Source organism: Singulisphaera rosea (assembly GCF_054877945.1).
In genome coordinates, this window is record NZ_JBTYIP020000005.1 from 123597 (window position 1) to 144182 (window position 20586).

Annotated in this window: 17 protein-coding genes; 6 read left to right on the forward strand and 11 right to left on the reverse strand. The window is 64.1% G+C overall.

Annotated elements, in window-relative coordinates:
* Positions 1–38 precede the first annotated feature (38 nt).
* Positions 39–1175, forward strand: coding sequence for a glycoside hydrolase family protein (locus ACYOEI_RS11555; RefSeq protein WP_462849650.1), 1137 nt, complete (start codon positions 39–41; stop codon positions 1173–1175).
* A gap of 183 nt (positions 1176–1358) precedes the next feature.
* On the opposite strand, the gene ACYOEI_RS11560 is transcribed toward ACYOEI_RS11555, so the two are convergent.
* The 7 genes from ACYOEI_RS11560 to ACYOEI_RS11590 all read right to left on the reverse strand — a co-directional run bounded on the left by ACYOEI_RS11560 (position 1359) and on the right by ACYOEI_RS11590 (position 10760).
* Positions 1359–2657, reverse strand: coding sequence for a rhomboid family intramembrane serine protease (locus ACYOEI_RS11560; protein WP_462849651.1), 1299 nt, complete (start codon positions 2655–2657; stop codon positions 1359–1361).
* A gap of 21 nt (positions 2658–2678) precedes the next feature.
* Positions 2679–3404: an aspartate/glutamate racemase family protein gene (locus tag ACYOEI_RS11565; RefSeq protein WP_462849652.1), complete on the reverse strand. Its 726-nt coding sequence runs from the start codon at positions 3402–3404 to the stop codon at positions 2679–2681.
* A 157-nt stretch (positions 3405–3561) separates the two neighbouring features.
* A complete protein-coding gene (locus ACYOEI_RS11570; protein ID WP_462849653.1) occupies positions 3562–5220 on the reverse strand; it encodes an FAD-dependent oxidoreductase in 1659 nt (552 codons plus the stop codon).
* Positions 5221–5394: 174 nt separating this feature from the next.
* Positions 5395–5889 carry a peptidylprolyl isomerase gene (locus tag ACYOEI_RS11575; RefSeq protein ID WP_462849655.1) on the reverse strand — a complete coding sequence of 165 codons (495 nt, stop codon included), beginning with the start codon at positions 5887–5889 and terminating at the stop codon, positions 5395–5397.
* 323 nt (positions 5890–6212) lie between these two features.
* Positions 6213–8738, reverse strand: a complete 2526-nt coding sequence (locus tag ACYOEI_RS11580) for a PPC domain-containing protein (protein WP_462849657.1) — start codon at positions 8736–8738, stop codon at positions 6213–6215.
* A gap of 282 nt (positions 8739–9020) precedes the next feature.
* Positions 9021–10115: a carbon-nitrogen hydrolase family protein gene (locus ACYOEI_RS11585; protein ID WP_462849658.1), complete on the reverse strand. Its 1095-nt coding sequence runs from the start codon at positions 10113–10115 to the stop codon at positions 9021–9023.
* A gap of 111 nt (positions 10116–10226) precedes the next feature.
* Entirely contained in the window at positions 10227–10760 is a 534-nt protein-coding gene (locus ACYOEI_RS11590; protein ID WP_462849659.1) for a glycine cleavage system transcriptional repressor, read from the reverse strand.
* Between the two features lie 411 nt (positions 10761–11171).
* Between ACYOEI_RS11590 and ACYOEI_RS11595 the strand changes: the two genes are divergently transcribed.
* The 3 genes from ACYOEI_RS11595 (at position 11172) to ACYOEI_RS11605 (ending at position 12974) form a co-directional block, all read left to right on the forward strand.
* On the forward strand, positions 11172–12026 hold the full coding sequence (locus tag ACYOEI_RS11595) for a hypothetical protein (RefSeq protein ID WP_462849660.1): 855 nt from the start codon (positions 11172–11174) through the stop codon (positions 12024–12026).
* 17 nt (positions 12027–12043) lie between these two features.
* Positions 12044–12562: a hypothetical protein gene (locus ACYOEI_RS11600; protein ID WP_462849661.1), complete on the forward strand. Its 519-nt coding sequence runs from the start codon at positions 12044–12046 to the stop codon at positions 12560–12562.
* 76 nt (positions 12563–12638) lie between these two features.
* Entirely contained in the window at positions 12639–12974 is a 336-nt protein-coding gene (locus tag ACYOEI_RS11605) for a GlsB/YeaQ/YmgE family stress response membrane protein (protein WP_462849663.1), read from the forward strand.
* Positions 12975–13283: 309 nt separating this feature from the next.
* On the opposite strand, the gene ACYOEI_RS11610 is transcribed toward ACYOEI_RS11605, so the two are convergent.
* The 3 genes from ACYOEI_RS11610 to ACYOEI_RS11620 form a co-directional block, all read right to left on the reverse strand.
* Positions 13284–14654 (reverse strand): amidohydrolase family protein, encoded by a 1371-nt coding sequence (locus ACYOEI_RS11610; RefSeq protein ID WP_462849664.1) that lies wholly within the window; start codon positions 14652–14654, stop codon positions 13284–13286.
* Between the two features lie 101 nt (positions 14655–14755).
* Positions 14756–15763 (reverse strand): D-2-hydroxyacid dehydrogenase, encoded by a 1008-nt coding sequence (locus tag ACYOEI_RS11615; protein WP_462849665.1) that lies wholly within the window; start codon positions 15761–15763, stop codon positions 14756–14758.
* A 77-nt stretch (positions 15764–15840) separates the two neighbouring features.
* Positions 15841–16977, reverse strand: coding sequence for a hypothetical protein (locus ACYOEI_RS11620; RefSeq protein WP_462849666.1), 1137 nt, complete (start codon positions 16975–16977; stop codon positions 15841–15843).
* A gap of 410 nt (positions 16978–17387) precedes the next feature.
* Between ACYOEI_RS11620 and ACYOEI_RS11625 the strand changes: the two genes are divergently transcribed.
* Entirely contained in the window at positions 17388–18485 is a 1098-nt protein-coding gene (locus ACYOEI_RS11625; protein ID WP_462849667.1) for a hypothetical protein, read from the forward strand.
* Between the two features lie 70 nt (positions 18486–18555).
* Here the strand turns inward: ACYOEI_RS11625 and ACYOEI_RS11630 are convergent, their stop codons facing one another.
* A complete protein-coding gene (locus ACYOEI_RS11630) occupies positions 18556–19512 on the reverse strand; it encodes a DMT family transporter (RefSeq protein ID WP_462849669.1) in 957 nt (318 codons plus the stop codon).
* Between the two features lie 205 nt (positions 19513–19717).
* On the opposite strand from ACYOEI_RS11630, the gene ACYOEI_RS11635 reads away from it, so the two are divergent.
* Positions 19718–20218: a type III secretion system chaperone family protein gene (locus ACYOEI_RS11635; RefSeq protein WP_462849670.1), complete on the forward strand. Its 501-nt coding sequence runs from the start codon at positions 19718–19720 to the stop codon at positions 20216–20218.
* The last annotated feature ends 368 nt before the right edge of the window (positions 20219–20586 follow it).

The following is a 20586-nucleotide window of genomic DNA, read 5'->3' on the forward strand; positions in this document are numbered from 1 at the left end:
GTTTGGGATGATCATGGAAACCCGCAGTGAGGTTCATCGTGACGCATGCAGCTTCGACCAGGCTTGGCCTCTTCGTTGGACTACTCCTCATCGGGATGACGGTCGAGGCCGACGAACGAGAAAGGCGCGTCCTTTACAACCTCGACGGCGACTCCTGCATGACCACCAAGGCCGGGGGGCTTGGTCCGGTCGCCATTACCCGCGAGGATTTGATCCGGCTGGTCGATGAGGTTGCCTACGAGGGGAGCCAGGTCGACACGATCTTGCTCTGCGTGAATGCCCAGGTGACGTATTACCCGAGCCGAGTCGGCACGATGCGCGGGACGCTCGCGACGGCCGAGGAGCGATCGCGTTGGCCTGCCTCCGAACGCCAACGGTACGAAAACCTTCGCCGCTTCTTCGACGCGGGAGTTGATCCCTATTCGGTGATCATTACGGAGGCGCGAAAGCGAGGCCGGGAAGCCCTCGTCTCGTTCCGGATGAACGACAACCATGGCAACGACTTCCTGAAGACGCGATTCTGGCTCGACCACCCGGACTGTCGACTCGGTGAAGGAGCCCTCAATTTCGCGAAGGAACCCGTACGAAATTATGTTTTCCGATTGATCGAAGAGAGCCTTCGGCGTTACGACTGTGATGGCATCGAGCTCGACTTCAACCGCTTCCCCACGTTCTTCGAAGGCGGGTCCACCGAGGAGCGGATCAAGGCGATGAATGCCCTGATGGGGCAGGTCCGCGATGTGGTGACGAAACTCGGCCGAAATCGCCGACGTCGGCTCGTCTTAGGAGTTCGTGTCCCGTCGAACTACGGGCGCACTCCTCCGAGCCTCGAAAGTAGCCGCGAGGTGGGCTGCGACATCGCCGCCTGGGTGCAAAACGGCTTGGTCGACTTCGTCACGGTCTCGGAGTTTCTTCACAACCGCGAAGATCTCTCGATTCGACCTTGGAAAACCGCCCTGGGCAAGTTCCCGGTCTATGGCGGGATCGAATGCACGGTCGGCGGCAAAAAGGAGCAGTACCTCAAGGCCGATGACTATCGCCGGAACGCACGTCATCTCCTGGCGGACGGTGCCGACGGAATCTACCTCTTCAACTTCTTCACGACACGCGAGTACGGCAAGGATTCCTGGGAGCCCCCGTTCGAGGTGCTCCGAAACCTTGGCGATCGTCGTTGACGAGGCGGTTAAGAAGAAGCGGATCTATCCACAGATGACGCAGATTGACACAGATGAAATTTCGAAAATTTTGAATTTCATCTGTCCCAATCTGCGTCATCGGCGGATCGTGCTCTGCCGTCCTCTCCTATCCGGATGTCGAGTTGCCGAGATTGATCGAGCTGGCTCTGAGATCAGGATTCGTCAGTCGTCGCCCTCGAGCTCGAGGACCCCGTCTTCGCACATCTGAGTCGCCTGGAGGGCGAGCTTCTTCCGGAAGACTTCGAGTTCGCCATCGAGTGAGCCGGGCGGGATTTCGTTGAGGACTTTGAGGGCCGCGGCGGGGCGCTGGCAGTTCTTCGTGAGGACCTGCGCCAGCTTCAGACGGAGCCGGGTCGATGCCGCGGGGTAGTATCGGCAGTGGTCACGCATCATGCGGACGGACTCGACCTCGGCGCCTCGGGCCTGGAGCGCCTTGATCATCGCGAGGAGCGCGGGCTGGGGAGGCCAGTTCACCAACGTCCGTGCGGACTTGTCGTACGCCGTCGCGGCCCCCGCGAGGTCCCCTCTCTCGATCAAGGTCTGGACCTTCTGAATCGCGGCGTCGCGACGGGCCTCGGAATCGGCGTCCTCCTCGGTGTTCCGGTCTCGCTTCGCGGCCTTCGCTTTTATCGTGTTCTTCACGCTTGTGCGAAGCGCGTTGGCCGAACGCTCTTGCCGATCGCCTCGCGCCTTCCAGTCTCGAGCCAGGTCACGGTTCTTGGACCAGAGCGAAAGGATGTCCCAACCTTCGCAGTCCACTAGCTTGAGCTTGAGCAATGCCAAGGATAGGGCGGCCCCCCAGAACGCACCGGAGAGGTGAGCCAACTCCGAGGACATGAACAACTCCCCGGGAACGTGCCAGAACACGAGGGTTAAGACCTGCCCCCCGACGTAGAACAAGGCCACCGTCGTGAAGTAGAACTCGCAATGTCGGGTGATCCCTCGCAGTCCCACGAGGATGATCACGAGGCAGCTCAGCTCATTCCTCGGCGCCCAGACCATGCACGCGGCCAGCAGCCCGTAGACAACCGCCGAAGCCCCCGCCAGGTGTGAAATCATGTCCGAACGCGGCATGAGTAGCTGGAGGAATAGGCCGTGCAAGGTCCCGATCGAGAGGTACACCAGCAAATACTTGAAGATCCCGAGCTTCCCCTCGACGACAATCCCGAAGGCCCAGATGAAGAGAATATTGCCGAGGAGTTGGCCGATCCCATCGTGCAGGAAGTTGTGCGTAACCCACTGTTTAGGGTCGAGGTGGCCGTCGCCGATCGTGAGGCTGTATTTGCCGAAGTTCGACTGGACGGCTTTCGCGATGGCTTCATCCTCGCCATCGTCGAGCCTGGGGATGCTCGACGGGGGAGGCACGACAATAAACAACGCGATATTGATGAGGATTAATCCGACGGTGGCGTAGGGCCAGTGGTAAATGGGCGCATCGGTCCCTGTGGGGATGATGATCATCGGATCGGATCCCTATTCGCATCAGAAGCCGGGGGTCTCGACGCCCTCAAGAGCCTGGCCGACGGCAGCGTCGACATGGAGGCCCGTCGTATCGAACATCGGCAGGTCGGGCCGATCGGCCTGACCGATGAGGAGAGGAATCTCGGTGCAGCCGAGGATGACGCCTTCCGCCCCTTGCTTGCGGATCCGGTCGACGATCTCGAGGTAGGCCGTCTTGGCGAGCGAGGTGAACTGGCCCCGGCAGAGCTCGTCGAAGATGATGCGGTCGATTAGTTCCTGCTCATCGTCCTCGGGGACCAGGATGTCGATCCCGAAGTTTTCGAGGTAGCGACGCTTGAGGAAGTCGGTCGCCATCACCGGTCGTGTTCCGAGCAGCGCCACGCGGTCGAGGCCCGCCTTGCGGATGGCCTCGGCCGTCGGGTCGACGATGTGCAGGAACGGGATATTTCGCCCGGCCATGAATGTGTCGGCGACTCGGTGGAGCGTGTTCGAGACGCAGATCAGGAGGTCGGCCCCCCCCTTCTCCAGCGCAGCGGCGCGGTCGGCGAGGTACTCTCCCATCGCGTCCCAGCGCTCATGTCGTACGCAGTCGGCGCTGAAGGCGAAGTTCATCGAGGTCATGATCAGCTCGGCGGTGTTCCATCCCCCGAGGCGGTCATTCACGACTTTGTTGATCCGACGGTAGTAGTCGGCGGTCGCCTGGTCGCTCGAGCCGCCGAGGATGCCGATCCGTTTCATCTTGACCATCGATGGAACCCTCATCAATGAGCGGAACCGTTCCAGTGTGGGGTCGACATCTTTCGCATCGATGGAAGGAAAGCGTTTTGGAAGGTCGATCGTCGCCGTCGTGGTCGTGGTCGATTAACCACGACGGCGAACGTTCGGTTCCACCCGGGATGTCAGGTTATTCGCCGCCGAGTGCCCGGTGAATGAACTGGACGACAATCGACCCTTCACCGACCGCGGAGGCGACCCGCTTCACCGAGCCTCCTCGGACGTCGCCAACGGCGTAGACGCGGGGGAGGCTGCCTTCAAAAAGGCTGGGTCGGCGCTCGGGGTCGCCTCCGCCGAGGCCGAGGTCTTCGGGGCTGAGGTCGGGGCCGGTCTTGATGAAACCCTTCTCATCCAGGGCGAGCGTCCCTTCGAGCCACGACGTGCATGGCTTGGCCCCGAGGAACAGGAAGACGGCGGGGGTCTCCATGCGCGTGGTCTCGCCGCGTCCTCGGTCGACGAACTCGGCGCCTTGGAGTCTCCCGTCTTCGCCGAAAAGCCGAGTGATCTCGCAACGCGGGTGGAGGTGGATGTTCGGGGTCTCCTCGATCCGACGGATCAAGTATCGCGACATCGTCTCGGCGAGATCCGGGCGTCGGATCAGGATGTGGACGCTTCGGGCATGCTTCGACAGGTAGACCGCACCCTGCCCGGCCGAGTTGCCGCCGCCGACGAGGATGACGTCGCACCCCGCGCACAGCTCCGACTCCATCGGGGTGGCACCGTAGTAGAGACCACTCCCCTCGTACGTGTCGGAGCCCGGGACTTCCAGCCTCTGATACTTCGCCCCGCTGGCGATGACGACGGAGCGGCCCCGGACGTGTCGGCCGTCGGCAAACCGGATTTCGTAGTCAGTTCCCCGCTTCTCGAGGGCGACCGCCTCGACGGGGTTGGCCATCCTGGCGCCGAACTTGACGGCCTGGGTGATGGCTCGCTGGGTGAGCTCCTGGCCGGAGATCCCCGTGGGAAAGCCGAGGTAGTTCTCGATCTTCGAGCTCGTGCCCGCCTGACCTCCGGGCGAGCCGGTGTCGATCGTGGTGACCGACAGCCCTTCGGATGCGGCATATACCGACGCGGCCAGGCCGGCGGGCCCAGCGCCCACGACGACCACGTCGTACAACTCGAACTGGTTGATGGTGTCGAACCCGAGGGCCCTCGCCAGCTCCGAGTCGCTCGGGTTCTTCCGGACGTGGCCTTCGCAGCAGATGATGATCGGAGTTTGGTCGACGTTGAGCCGGAGCGTTTCCAGCAGGGTCGCGACCCCATCGTCACGCTCCACGTCGAGGAAGACGTGCGGCTGGCTGTTTCGAAAGAGGAACTCGCGGATCCGATGGGTGTCGCGGGCATAGCGTGACCCGACGACCTTAATCGAACCGAAGCCTCCGGCGATCAGGGCCGTCCGGCGTGCCAGGAAGGTCTTGAGGAACAGGTCGGAGAGTTCCGAATCCTCGACGACGATCCGGCGGAATCGTTCTTGCGAGATCCTCAAAATCAGCGAGTCTTCCGCCGCGCGGCATTGGACCACGGCCGCATGCCCGGTCAGAGTGGCCGGGTCGCCGCTGAACTGGCCGGGGCCGTGCTGGACGACGGGCCTCATCCCCACATCGGAGTACTGCAGGACCTCGAGCAAGCCCTCGATGACGACGAAGAAATCAATCCCCTGGTCCCCCTGGTCGAAGAGGATCTCCCCTTCTTTGACGCCCTTGCGTTGTCCGAAGTGCTCGAGTCGCTCCAGTTGCTCACGAGTCAGGACCGGGGAAATGTCGTCGGAAACGGCCGCGCCTATGCTCATCGCCGATCTCCCATTGAAGCCGTCTCCCTGGTGGCTGGCGGTCGGGCGGTAAGGAGAAGGCCCGCCCCTATTGAATCTCCCAGGCACTGTTAGTAAGCGGGGAGAGTGGACGGCGAGAGACCCGTCCGAGGCGAGACCTCGGACGGGTGAATCTCACTCAGTCCGCGAGTCGGCTCAAAGCTGACCGCAGTCTTCGATCACGATCTTGGACTGGGTCTTGCCGCTGCCCGATCCGAGGCTCTCGATCGTCTTGACGAGGTCGGACCCGTCGGTCACTTCGCCGAAGACGACGTGCTTTCCGTCGAGCCAGCTCGTCACGACGGTGGTGATGAAGAACTGCGAGCCATTCGTGTTCGGGCCGGCGTTCGCCATCGAGAGCAGGAAGGGCCGGTCGTGCTTGAGCTGGAAGTTTTCGTCGTTGAACTTGTTGCCGTAGATCGACTTACCGCCCGTGCCGTTGTGGTTGGTGAAGTCGCCCCCCTGGAGCATGAACTGGGGGATCACGCGGTGGAAGCTCGAGCCCTTGAAGCCGAAGCCCTTCTCGTGAGTGCAGAGGGCGCGAAAATTCTCGGCCGTCTTGGGGACCACGTCGTCGAACAGGTCGAAGGTGATCCGCCCGGCCGGCTTGCCGTCGATGGCGATGTCGAAGTAAACGCTGGGTCTGGCCATGTTCGTCGTCGTCCTTGGAAAATGCGTTCTCGTAACCCGGCTCGAAGGCCTGGTTCCCGAGGAGGACGATCCTGCGGGAGCCTTGGCTCCCGGCCCCACCCTCCTCGGGGACCGAATGATTTTTCAAGGTAACGACTCGGCCGTGATCTCTCAAGGACGACGAATCGATCGACGACCAGCCCCCTGCCTCGCCGTCGCGTATGGATCGACGAGAATCGACGCGCATGGTCTGCCTTGTCCACGCCGGTTGGGCGGTCCGGATTCCATCGTGTCAAGAAGCCCACTTCGAAGGAATCGCCGGGTTCCAGCCGCAGGCATACGGGTCAGGGTTGTTGAGGGGTGAGCACGGCGCCCTGGTCCTGAGGGGCCCTTGTCCCTTCGTTGACGACGGCCTTGGTGCGTTCCTGGTTTTCGAACCGCAGCTTCTCGAGGCGGCTGAGGGGCTTCGTGGTCGACGTCCCGGCCGAGGCGACGACCGGTTTTGCGGCGGGCGAACTCTTGGTCGATGGCAGTGCAGCGTCGATGCGGAGCCGGCCACTGCCGAGGTTGTGAAGGATGGGTTGGCCGTCCTTCATGATCACCACCTGGCAGAAGAGGCTCGTGGTCTCGCCCACGGGGGACGTCGGGTCGGTCTTGAGTCGGAAGACGATCTCGGAGGAGTCCTTGGTGATCGTCGCAACGTCGGTGGTGACCTTATTGGGGAGGCCGATGAGTGTCACCTTGGCCTCGCCCTCGAAATCGACGGCCTTGTTGATTTTCACACCGAGGGCCGCGTCTCTCCCTCGCTCGACGCTGACGGCGGCGAGTTCGAGGCCGAGGAACTGGGACGCGACCGCCAGCTTCGCGAACGGGGAGGACACCATCAAGCGACCTGCCCCGCGGCGCTGGCGACCGCCAACGCCTGTTGCGGGGGGCGGCGTGGTGGGGATCTCGACGTAGGTCCCGTTGACGAGGATCCGCCAGGTCTTGAGATCCGCGCCTGGGCTGGCATTGATCGGGATCACGGCCTCATCCTGCTTCTCGAGGATGACGATCCCCCCCTTCGAGGCGACGCCGGGCGGGTTCCACGGCAAGGCAATGGCGATCGGGGCGGTGAAGCCGGGCTTCCGCTTGGCGATCACCTTGAGATCCATCGACCCACCCCGCACAAGCGGGACTTTGGGTTCCACGATCTCGATCGTAAAAGGGGCCTCCTCCGTCACGGCAACGGCGAGGGATTCGACGGTCCTCGTCCAGAAGGGGACGTTGTTTTGCCCGAGGACCAACTCGGCGGTCGAGGTGAACTCGCAAGGCACATGTCGAGTCGAGTCGGTGAGTTTTCCGGTGACCGTCGCCAGCGTCGCGCCGATCGGTGCGTCGGCGGTCGCGGCGAGGAGGACGGGCTGGACGGCCGAGCCGGGATTCATGGCGTCGGCCTCGAACGTCACGCCCGGGGGAAGTCCCGAGGCGGCCAGGGACAGGGCACCGCCGAAGTCCGCACGCTCGGCATTGATGAGGATCGCCTGCCGGTTCCCTCGAGGCACGGCGAGGGCCATCGTGCCGGTCCCCCGGCGGAGGGATTCATTCGGCGTGGTCAGGATCAGCTTCGGCTCGACCGCGCTGATCTCGACGCGATAGGCGTAGTCGGGCCCGCCCTTCTTGAGGTGGTCGGTCACCGCGATCACGAACTCGCCGTCCTTCGGTGCCGTGAATCGGATCGCACTGTCGGGCCCGCCACTGTCGTCGTTGCCCGCGACTTGCCCACCATTCCTCTCCGCGATCGTGAGCACGGAGTCGAGCGGCGACCGGAGCTGTCGGGCGAGGACGTGGACGTCGAAGGTCTGGCCTTTGGTGGCTTTGAAAATGTAATGGTCGACATCCTCCGCCGACCCGATGACCCCGTTCAGGGCCAGGGGCGGTACGAAGGCCGAGGCGGTGGCCGGAGTATCGTTGGGCTCGACCTCGATCGTGTTGCCGAATGGGCTCAGTCGGAAGAGGTTGGGATAGGGTGCAGTCCCCCGTTCGTCATGGGCAACCAGGCCGAACCGGCGATCGGGGTGGGCCGGGAGCGTGAGGTTCGTCGTCCGTTCGCCGAGGACGTCGCCAATCCAGCGAACCGCGACGGCCTCACCGAACTTGCCCCCCGCGGGGATCGTGGCCGTTGGCCTCGGGAAGTTGCCGACGTGGAGTCGGTAGAGGCAGTTGGCGTTCCCGGCGTAGGCGCTCTCGCGTGTCATCACGATGTACGTGCCGTCCGCCGGAGCGACGATCGAAACGAATCCGTCTTGCCAGGTCAGGGCCGAGTCGTCGCTGGAGGCGAGCTCGAACCGTTTGGCGTCGAGGATCGCCACATAGGGGTCGAAGAGGATCAGGCCCAGGCGGATCCCCTCGACCTCGGCGGTGATCCGATCCCCTTTCTTCGCCGGCACGGCGTAGTAGTCGACGTCCTCGTTGTCGGCTATGCCATTCACGGTGACGTTCATCTCAATCGGCTGGGGCTTCGCGAACTCGTTGTTCGGTTCGACCTCCGACACGTCCTTGAGTGCCCCGACGCTGAAGGTCTTCAAGGGGCTGATCCCGGTCGCCGTGCGGAGCCGAAAGTCGTGCAGCCCGAGTGTGGCGTCGGGGGCGATCTTCAGGGTGGCGGCGAGCTGGCCGTTCTGGGCCACCTCCATCTTCGTGACCGTGATCCCCGGCTGATAGAAGAGGATCTCCTTGGCGTCGGTGAGTCGTTGGCCTGTGAAGGTGACCGTGACGTCCGTGCCGCGCTGGCCGCCGACGGGGCTGATCCCTCGGATGGCGGGGCTGATGGCCAGGGCGGGCACGGCGACCGTCGTCGCGACGAACAAGGCGGCGAGGAAAGGTCTCATGGTGGGCCTGGGTCGAGGGCCAGGGGAGGCGTGGTTGGTCGGTCTTCGGCTTTGCGCGGGGCCGCCATCAAGGCGACGAGATATCTCCGAGCCGCTAACTCTCGAGGGCGTCGAAGCGGCTCGTTCGGCGGGTCGTCTCCAACGAATATTGAACCGACTCCGAATTCGCTCGTCCAGAGAGCATCGGTCGAATTAGACCGATTCACGAGTACAATGGAGAAGAAGCGTCGACGGCCGGTCGTTGGTCCCGTTTCAGGGTGACGCCCGGCCGCTTTCGGTGGGTCAGCGGGGAGTGTGAGGGGTGTCCGCGGCCGAGGAGCCCTGATTGCCGGCGGCCTGATCCTGGAGTCGTCGATTCCGCTCGACCTGGGCGTCGATCTCCTCGAGCCCTAAAGATCGGATCATGGCACCGATCGTGGTCTTCGGATCGTTCGACCAGAAGAGGCCGATGTCCTCTCTCGGTTCGTAGTGGTAGCCGACGCGGTCCCCGTATTTCTCGGTCAGTCCCTTCCCGTTCTGGAGCGGAGGCGACCAGCCGAGGACCGCGTAACTCAGGTCGAGCTCGTGGACGAGGACTCGGCCGGGGGGCACGACCTGGGCGGCGATCAGGCCCGTGGGTTCGAAGACGGTGGCATCCTCACGCCAGGTACTCGAGACGATGTAGTAACGATGGGCCCCGGCCCTCGCCGCGGGCTGGGCGGTGGCGGGCGACGCGGTCGGCCAGACGACGATCTCCGCGCCGTTCTTGCCGAGGGCGTCCCAGCCGTCGTCGTACTTGATGTCCCAGCAGATCTGGATCCCGAGTTTCCCGAAGTCGCACGCGAAGACCGGGAATTCGCGCCCGGGGGAAATTCCCCCTTCGAGGTCGCTCCTCCCGAGTAAGGCAACGGGATGGGCTTTGCGATAGACCCCGGCGATGTCCCCCTTGCGGTCGAAGAGGACCGCCGCGTTCGAATACGTCGGTCCCTTGGGCCCAATCTCCGTCAGATCCATCGGGACCACGATGTACGTCTTATGGGACTGTGCCAACTTGCGGAACGTCTCGCGGACCGGCCCGTCGAGCAGGATGGCTCGCGACGAGGCCCCCCCGGCGTTGGAGGTGACGGACGTCTCGGGCAAGACGGCGAGGTCCAAACCGTGCCCGGGCGACTTGGCCGATGCCTGGCGGGCCATCTCGTCGACGAGGCCACATAGCGCCTGGATCCGTTCCTCGAGACCGGGGTACTTGCCGTAGGTCCCGAAGATTGCCGTCCCTACGACAACCTTACGCGGAGGCGTGTCGATCTTCGATGACGGGTCCGCGGCGAAGGCCTCTTCCGCCGACACGAGGCCGACGAGGCAAGCGGTCAGCCCCAGAGACGTGACGAGCCGTTTCATGGACGTGTCCTCCCTCGTACGGGTCGATCGTCGGATCGGAGTGGCACTTTTGGCGTTGAGAATCCCTGCACTTCCGCAATCGTGGGGCGAACGCAAAAGGGAGCGAGACTTTCAATCCTTTTGGGCGAAGGCCTCGATCTCGAGGTTCATCCGGTTGCCGATGTCCTGGAGCCCAGCTTCCCACCCCTGGCCGGCGAGACTCGGCGGGACGACGACCTGGGCGGTCATCGAGAACAAGGGGATGCCGCTGGTCGGCGCGGGGGTACACTCCGACTCCATCGACTCGATGCTGATCCCCCTCTGCGAGAGGTAGTGGGAGATCTCGTGGATGATCCCCTCGTGGTCGGCCCCGTTGACCTCGATTTGGTAGGGGAGCCACCCGGGGTAGGCCTCGGCGTAGGTGCGTTCCGAGACGGTCGTCGTGACCTTGTAGCCGTCGCCCAGCAGTCCCTTGAGGCCGTCGTCGAGCGAGCTTAAGGCGTCGGGGGGCATCGTGACGAGCATCAAGACGGCGAACTCGCCCCCGAGCCGGGCCATCCGGCTCGTCTCGACATTACCCCCACGCTCGGTCAAGAGCCTGGTCAACTCGCCGACGATCCCGATCCGGTCGGGGCCTGTCAGGGTCAGGACGAAATTCCTCTTCATGGACGAACCCCTGGGGACACCTTAGGCTTGGCGACGTGCGTCGCGACGAGCTCCGGGGGCAGACGTCTCAACTCTTCGCTCCCCGGACCGACTCGCCGACGTGCCGCTCATCTTAACCACGACGCTTCCCCGGAATCCAACAGGCGGAGACGCGATGGCGTGAGATCCTACGTACACTCCTCCCCTGGTTCGGGTCGCGACGGTTCAAGGCTGGTCCGCCGCTTGGGCTCGATATTGTGGCCCCACATCCGAAGGACTGAGAGGGCGGAGTCGGATCCCGTACGATCGGCATCGTCCTTTCAACGAATCGATGACTCGAATTCGGCCCGAGAATTGCTCAAGATGGAAGCGGCAGTTTCTGGAGTCCCGGGACCTGTCGTCGACGAAGCTTGAGACGAAGGAGTTGCCATCGTGGTGACATCGGTTTGGAAGCGGTCTATCTTGATGGCGGCGATGGCGGCCGGGAGTGGCTTTGCAGCCGGCTGCAACGGGAGGGACGTCGAGATCCCGACCGAGACCCCTCGCGTACCGTATGAGACGAGGCGGCCCTCCCTCCCCTCGACGGCTCCCCGGGACGTGGATCGGCCCGCGGCTGTGGCCGACGTCTCTTGGGAAACCGAGCGCGACGGCACCTTCGCGAAGTTCCTTCGCGACCATTCCGGCGGGCTGATCAAGAAAGCCGCCGTGGGTCTCGAGAAGAAAGGCGAGTTGCGCGTCGAGGTTTCGCGGTCGGTCGCGCCCGACGACACCTTGCCTCTCACCAAAAGCTTGATGGCCGGGGCCCGTAAAGATTTCCCGGACCGGCCCATCCTCCTCTCGGTCTACGACCCGGAGGGACAGCCCATACTCAAGGCTCACTTCCGGCCCGGCGAAGGGGTTCGCTATCGGATCGCTCACGAGGGTAGCCCGGGGAATGCCGCACCGCATACGCAAGTCCCGGCACCCTCGCAGCCACCTGCCACGGATTCCCTCCAAAGGGGCGGAGTTACCGAACGCGACAAGACGTTCGCGGCCTGGGCCGAGTCCCACGGCAAGTCGTTGATCCGCTACGTCGAAGCCGATCTCGAGCGGAACGGACGGCTCTGGTTCGGCGTTACACGCGATGTGAAGCCGGCCGACGTCCGGCCCCTGACCAAATCCTTGCTCGAAGGGGCGCGGAAGGAATTCCCGAAGGGCGAGCTCGTGGCCACCGTCTTCGACCCCGAAGGGGAACGGATCGGGAAGGCCCATCTGGAACGCGACGGCGAAGTGCGCTGGGAAGACTAACTCGAAGGAGCACGTCCATGCCGCAGTGGGGCAATCAAGACTATAAGAATGCCGTGTTCGAGCAACTCTCCAAGGGCTCTGGCGGCGACTCGCCGGACACCGACCACTTCGAGCACTTTTCCAACTTCTCGTCGGGCGCCCCGAGACGCGACGTCGAAGCGGGAGTCGGCGAGGCCTTTCATCCCGAGTCGGTCCCGCCGGAGCAGATGGAGCCGCAATTCCGAGACGCCGCGTCGAAGATGCAGCCCCATGAGCGCTCCGAGATTGCGAAGGATCTGCTCGACGAGCTCCAGCAACGCGGGCTCGCACCGACCTGGCTCCAGAAGATGCTCGGCCTAGGCAGCTCGGAGCCGGACAAAGCCAGCGCCGACGACGTGGCCAAGCTCGCCGAATACTCGAGGCAGAACCACCCCGAGGTCTTCAGTCGAGTCGTGGCGGACAAGCCGTTCTTCGTCCGCTGGATGAGCAAGCCGCTCGTCGCCGGCCTCGTGGGGGTAATCGCCGGCAAACTCCTGAACCGCTCTTACGATCGTTGACCGGGCGTCGGAACAGGATATCGCTCCCGGATTTCGTCAAAAACAACCGACCTCACAAGATCAAGGAGAACGTTCGATGTGGATTGTTGGATATGCAATCTTCGGCCTTGTCGCCGGCGCGATCGCTCGGATGGTCCACCCCGGCCGCGACCCCATGAACTGGTTCTGGACCATGCTCCTCGGCATCGGCGGCGCCGAGCTCGGCGGCTACGCGGCCCGGGAAATGGGATATGACCCGAGCACCGGGATCACCGATTGGATCGCCGCCATTGCCGGCGCCGTGGTGCTCCTCATCGCCTATCACGCCCTCACCGCTCCCGGCGCCCGGGTGGCCAATGACGCCGGCCCCGCGACGAACGACGACTACAAGCGAGCCGTGATGGACGACCTGTCGCGAGGCCCGAACGGCTGATCTGACGCGAATCATCACAGCGATTTCTTTGACCATTGCCCCGATCGTCCACCGTGGCTCGATGAGAGTCGCAGGAGGAGGTCGGGGCTTCTTGTTTGTCGATAAATCTCGGAGAAAACTTGTTATGTTTATGGTTTTGAGAATCGAGTGTTCGTTTCGCAACCCGGTTTTTCTGAAAAACCGGGTTTCTGAGCCAGTATTCAGCGGAACCCCAATCGGGCCTGACGACCTCGACTGCGTCAGAAACCCGGTTTTTGAGAAAGAACCCGGGATTCGGGATTCGACGCCTGGGGAGACGGAGCTTCGAGATCACTTCACGGGATAGGGTCGGGTCCGGGCCTTGAGCTGGGGGAAGATCGCGAGGGCATTGTCGCGGAGGATCTGGCGGCCGATCCGCAAGGCGTGTTCCTCGAGCAACTCGCTCCGCTCGACCTTCTCGGCGAGGACCTGGGCGATGGTCTGGCGCATCACGACGGCCGCCCCGTAGATCCCCTCGGCATGGCTACAGTCGGCACCCCACATGATGCGATTCGAAGGGACCAACTCGAGCCATTCGTGCAAGGCTCGACGGGCCATCGTCGGGCTGAGCGTGGGGAGCCAGACCATGTCGATCCAGACATGGCTCCCGTGACGGAGCACGATTGCGCCGGTCTCGCCGACCCATGGAAACCCGCCGTGGAACAAGATGAACTTGGTCTTCGGGTTGGCCTGGATCAGGTCGACGAGCAGAATCGGGTTTGACCCCTGGATCCGCCCGTGCCCGGTGTGGATTTGAAACGGGAGCTCGTGCTTCGCGCTCAGCTCGCAGAGCCGCCACATGATGAAGTCTTGAAACGCCTTCACGTCAACCGGCGAGAGCTCGCTCCTCGGCCTGCCGAAAACCTTGCTCGCGCGTTCCTTCGAGATGTCGTCGAACTGCAAGGTCCGCGAGTAGGCGCGGGTCGACTTGAGGCAGACGGCCCCCTTGGACTTCGCCTCGACGAAGAGACTTTCGAGGACTTCGAGGTATTGATCGAGAGTCTCGACCTTGAGGTTCTTCCCGGACGCGAATCGGTACGGGTCGTCGGCGGGTGACTTGAACTCGGACGGGTGGAAGCCGTCGAGGAGGGTCGTGACGTTGAAGACGAGGACTTCGTACGGGTAACGTGTGATGAAGTCGAAGCGTCCCCAATACGGGTCGTTCACCATCAACTCGATGTTGGCTCGCTCCCGGACGACGTGGTCGACCCATCGCGTGTCGCGGTAGTTCTCGAAGATCTTGGCATCGAGGGCCTTCGCCTCGGCGTCGGTGATGCGGTCGAAGTCGACTCCGTAGAGGTCGCGGAACGCGGGAAGATGGTATCGGTAGACCCCCGTCGCGCGGGCGTCGTCGAAGTCATGACGAGCTCGGAACCACCAGGCGTCGAACGTTTCGCCTGGCTGTCGAATCGTGAGCGGGGCGACTGGCGGGATGTAGCTCGCCTGCCAGAGCCCGTACAGCGTCATCCCGCGGCCTTTGTCCGTGTCGATCAGGCCCGGTAAGCGGTCGAACGGCCAGAGATGGTCGTGCGTGTCGATCGCCGGGACGGCGTCGATCGCCGTCTTGATTCGCTCATACGGGGTAGAACCGAGGGCGGTCGCCTGGACGTTCAGCAAGCACGAGATGAGCAAGGCCAGGAGTCCCGTCAGGACGGTTCGCATCGGCGAGCTCCACGCGTTGAGGGATCAAGGCGGATCAGGGGTGGCGGATCTCGGAATCGATGTCGGAAGGGCAGGCCAAGGAGGTGACTCGGCGTCCGCGGTCAGAACCAGAGGGCCTTGTCCACGACGTTGGTCGGGGTCACTCCGCCGGCGAAGCGCCGGACGTTTTCGACCAGGGTGGCGAGGTGTCGCCGGGCGATAATCGGGGAGTATCCGGCGGTGTGCGGGGTGATGATGACGTTGGGGAGGTCCCAGAGGGGATGATTGGCGGGGAGCGGCTCGACCTCGAAGACATCGAGCGCGGCACCCGCGATCCGGCCCGAGCGGAGGGCCGCCACCAGGTCGTCGAGGACCACGATGGCACCTCGACCAATGTTGATGAGATAACCCGTTTCCTTCATGGAGGAAAGGGTCTTGGCGTCGAAGAGCCGCTCGGTCTCGGGGGTTTGGGGAGCGGCGATGACGACGAAGTCGCTCCACGCCAGGACCTCAGGGAGGGCGTCGAGTCCCTCGACCGACATGACCCCTTCCGGCGGGCTCGTGCGGTCCGGGTAGCGATCCACCGCGCGGACCGTCATCCCGAAAGCCAGGGCCCGACGTGCGATGTCGGCCCCGATCCCGCCAAGGCCGACCACGCCGAGCGTGGCGTCGGGGAGGTAGATCGTGCCGCGGTCCATGGCATTGACCGTCCCCGGGCCACTCGCGTTGCTGACCCGCGCGGACTCGCCGCCGACAGGCTCGTAACGGTGTTCAATCTGCCGGCGGGCGTAGATGTGAAGATTTCTGGCGAAGCTGAGTACGTATCCCATCACCTGGTCGGCGATGACGTCGCCGAAGATTCCCCGCATGTTGGAAAGCAGGCAAGGATGGGCGATCAACTCGGGGAAAATGTAGTGCTCGAGGCTGACGGTGAACGCCTGGACCCAAAAGAGTCGGTCGGCCTTGGCGAGAATCTCGGGCGTGATCTTGCCGAGATAGGCGTCGGCGCCTTGGATCGAGCCGATCGCCTCGGCGGGATCGGCGGCGTTGACCCACTCTGCCTCCGGAGCCTGGGCCCTCAGCGTCTCGAGACGATCGGCTTCGAGGGCCGGATGGATGACGAACTTCATGGGGCGTTCTCCGGCGGCGTTCGAGTTCGCGATCGCCCGCCTTCGTGCTCGTGACGTCGGCGTGCGAGACGTCGCGTTCAGAGTTTCCGAGCCGCTCGCAGGGTGGGCGAGGCGGTCCGACAGGTCTGGGTGAGATGTTCGGCGACCCTCGCCGCGCCGTCCGCGGGGAACGGCGGCGGGCCGGGCTTGAGGGCCAGGGCCTTCTCGAGCAACCCTTCGATCCGCAACTCGGCGAACGCCCGGGCGCTGGCGGGGATGCCTCCTCCCCAGTCTCGGAGGGCTCGGTCGAGGGCCCGATGTTCGGCGAAACCGGTCCGGGGCGGGTAGATCATCGGGGTCCCCGCGACCATCGCTTCGCAGGCGGTTCCGTAGCCGGCCTTCGCGACCATCGCGTTGCTCGAGGCCGCCAGGTCGGCCCCGGTCCAGCCGGTGGCCGGCACGACGTGGACGTTCGACGCCGATCCGGATGGGGCCGCGTGGAAGCCGACGAAATGGATCCCCTTCTTCTCGAGCTCGCCCAGACGCTCCCAGCCTAGGTTCGACTGCCCGTAACGGCCGACATAGATGTAGACCAACCGGTCGGAGGGGGAGAGCCCGAGGACACCCTTGAGTTCGACGGAGCGGTTACGACCAGGCGTGACGACCATGCCGACTTCCGTCGTCGGTGCGACGTCCACGAGCCGGAGCGCGGGCTCCGTGCGGAAGAGGCCCGTCGCGTGTCGGTAGGCCTTGCGAAGCTCGGAAACGAACGCGACGTGTTCGCCGCCAAGCTTCTTCGCGTGGGGCGCGTAGATGTCGGCCCAGGTGAAGTTGGCCAGCAGGAAGCCCGGTACGCCGGCCCGCCTTGCGGCGACCAGGGGGACGGGAGGGGCATCGCAGAGGACGGCGCCGACTCCCGCCTCGCGGAGCGTCTCGGCCTCGTCATCGACCCCTTCCATCGCTCCCGCATGGACCTGGGCCGCGAGCTTGAGCGTCCCCTCGCCGTCGGTCGTCGCGCTATCGCCGGGGGGATTCAGTGCCCCGACATCCGAGACGTGGGATTCCAGGGTCGCCGGCCTCCGGAGCCGCTCCTGCCAGTGATCGAACAGGTTTGGATGGCACCGAATCGTGACCGGGATGTCCGTCGGCATCCGATTGATTACGGCCACGGAGCGGTTCAGGTGGCCGAACCCGTGGCTGGTCACGTAGACGACGAGTCCACCGCGCTGTCCCATCGAAGAACCTCACTCATAAGTAGCGGCAGATCGCCGGGCCCTTGGGCCAAGGCGACGGGGAGGACGAGGATAACCGCCCGGCGCCGCCGGGGGCAAGACTCGCAGCAAGTGCAAGACGGTGCAGAGACCATCTCCATCACGGCAGCGTCGCCACACATCGACTTTGGGCTGGATTTTTTTCGCGATCCGAGGCTTATGAGGGCGCGACCGTCCCCGAATTAAGTGCCGAGCGACGAGCCGATCAGGGGCGTTGCCGTCGGCGCCGGCGAGACGTTGAGGAATCTCAAGGGCCTGCTGCGAGATCGAACCACATGGGCCTGAAGCGGATGGACGCCGATTCACGTGTAAGCGACGAGGAGCCCGGGCGAGCTGCCGATAGCCGAGGGAGATTCCCCCCCGGGGTTGTGGGGATGCTCGGCTTGATCATGCTCGTGGAGACGTTCGTCGCGGGCCACCCGATCGAGTTCTCCGACCCGGTCAGCTTGAACTGGCGACTGAGTGCCGAGGATGCTCGAGATCGAGCCCCCGGGGCCGAGATCCTCTGCGTCGGCGACAGCCTCGTCAAACACGGCGTGATCCCCGCCGTGGTCGAGGCCCGGATCGGTCGGAAGACCAGCAACCTCGCCGCTGCGCGAGGCCCCTCGCCGATCACGTATTTTCTGCTCCGCCGGGCCCTCGAGGCAGGAGCGAAGCCGTCGGCGGTCGTGCTTAACTTCAAGCCCGGGGTCCTGGTGGGCAGCCCCCGATACAACCTCCGCTACTTCCAGGAGGTTTTGACGCCCCGAGAATGCTTCGACCTCGTCAGGACGGGTGGGGGCGCGTCACTGCTCACCGAACTGGCGATCGGGAGGGCCCTGCCCTCGTTCCGTTCGCGACATGAGATCCGAGGCGCGATCACCGCGGCCTTGCGGGGCGAGGTGAATCCGCTCCGCCTGACGAACCAGATCTGTCAACGGAACTGGCGCGTGAACGACGGCGCCAACGTTGCGTCGAAAAACCCCGCGTTCACCGGCGAAGTCGACGCCGCGCAGCACAAGACCCTCCTGTCGGACCGATGGTACTGCCATCGGGTCAACCAGGCCTACGTGCGCAAGATCCTCGACCTCACGGCCCAGAAAGCGATCCCTGTCTACTGGATCCTGCCGCCGCTTTCTCCGCAACTCCAGGCCAGGCGAGAGGCATCGGGAGCGGAGGCGGGATACCTGGCATTCATCCGCGGATTCGAATCCCGATATCCCCACATCCGAATCGTCGACGGCCGGTACGCTGGCTACGGCCCTGATGTCTTCGTCGACGCGACCCACCTCGACGGCCAAGGGGCGCACACCCTGTCCTTCGACCTCGCCGAAATCCTGGCCCGAGACCTCGCCTCCCCATCGAAAGCTGGGTCCTGGTCGAAGCTCCCCGACTATCGGCCTGTTCCCGCGGCGACGCCCCTCGAGGACGTCGCGCTGTCCGGCAGGATCGTTCGAGGCGATCACATTGCCGGAGAGACGATTCAGCGATAAGCGAGTCGTCCGGCCTTTCGGGGAAGATGCGGGTGCCGCGGATTGGATCCGTCCGCACCCGCATCGAGAGTCATCGCGCCTCGAGGCAGGCTCGGCGGGGCTCGGGTCGGCTCGTCCAGACGATGCCGGCCAGGGTCAGCAACCCACCGAGGGCCAGGGCTGGGGTGATGGCCTCCTCAAAAAGCCAGATCCCCCAGAGGACCGTCAGGATGGGTGCGGCGTTGCCGACGTTGGCAACCTGGCTCGCGTCGAGGCGGCGAAGTGCCTGATTCTGAAACGCGAGCCCGAAGACCGACACGATCAAGGTGAGGTAGGCCAGGCCTCTCCAGGCGGCCGGAGACGCGGCGGAGAGCGGCGGCCAGTCGGGGAGGGTCGCGAGCGCGATCGGCAGGTTGAAGAGGGCACCGAGAAGGAATGTGCCGGCCAGGACTGGGAGTGCCCCGTGTCGGGTGATGAGGGGCTTGTTGACGGTGAGGTACATGCCCCACGAGGCCACCGCCCCGACGAGCAGCAGGTCGCCCCAGAGGACGTCACGGCCCGACGCCGTCCCGTGCATGAGGTTGCCGATGCCGATCACCACCACGCCCGAGACGCTCAGCAAGATCCCGGCCAACCGCCGGGCGGCCAGTCGCTCCTGGCCGAGGACCGAGGTTAAGAGGGCGACGACGAGCGGGCACGACGCATAGATGATGGCGACATGGGAGGTCGGCGCGAGCTTCGCGCCGCTGAGGAGGAAGTACTGGTTGATTGGCACGCAGAACGCGGCCGCCAGGGCAAGCCGACCGAGGTCCTCGCGGAACATCCTGCGGAGCACCCCGCCTCGCCAGACGAGGGGAAGGAGGCAAAGACCCGCGCCGCCGAACCTCGCCAGTGGGAGGAGGCCCACGGGCAATTCCTTGACCGCGAACTTGGCCGCCGGCGCCGTGCCGGAACCGATCACAACCATTAAGGCCAAAAGGACATACGCGCCGAAATCGATTTCCCGACGATCGACGACACCCGGCTCCGAAACCCCCGCCGCGGCCATGGCTAACGCCACCTTCCCGGTTCTAACACATCGACAACATTTGCTCGTCGGACCCACACGCCCAACAAACATTATCGTAGACATCAGGGCAAGCCCGAGGTTCGCCCTCGAGTCGGCGACACGCCCCTTGCGGCGGCCCCGGGGGACGACTCCAATGGCATGCGAAAGGTCTGTCGGTCGGGACCGTCCAGGGGGGGACCATTGCATGGGATTCGTCGAGACCTTCGGCCGCACGATGATCGAGTCCTTCCTCGACCAGGGCGAACTCCATTACCTCCGCGACCGTGACGGCGACTTCATCGTCGAGTTTGGCTACGACGAGGAGATCTCCGGCTATCCCCGATTCCTCCTCGCGGTCTCCGGCGACGAGGACGAACAATACTGCCTCCGCGGTGACACCATGAGGCGCGTCGCTCGTACCGACTGGGATCGGGTGCTCCGCCTCTGCAACGAATGGAATAGCCTCTACAAGATGCCGAAGGTCTACCTCGAGATCGACGACCCGAACACCTCGACCTCAGGCCGGGTCGTCTGCGAACAGTGGCTCAACTTCGAGGGAGGGATCCACCAAGAGCTGCTCAACCACCTGACCAACACTTTCTTCTCCTCCTGCTTCGGCTTCTGGCGGTGGCTCGAACGTCAGGATGCTATGCACGCCCTCGGCGGCCCCGACGACGTCCCATCTCCCGACCTCCCGTCCGACTGATCGATTTCTCGATCGCCTATCCCAATCAAGGTCGGCCATTCAGCAACGTTCGCTCAACGCGAAATCGTCGGCTCGCTCACGACCTCCGAGCAGCGTCGAGTCGAGTCCGCATCATTTCGCCTGCACCATTGTGCTTGGGCGAGCGCCACACTCGCGACGATGGCCGCCTCTTTGTGTTTGTAAAAGATTGTAACGAGAGTCTTCGGACGCGGGCGTAACCTAAGGTTGTTGAGGACATTCTACGAAAGGGTTGTCTCAGAGGCATTTGCTCGACGTACAAGGAAACAGGATGAATGTCGCTCGCGTCTCCGACGCGCGATCCCATCCCCTTCCATTCATGGAGTCCGAAACGTCTGCGAGTTGATGTC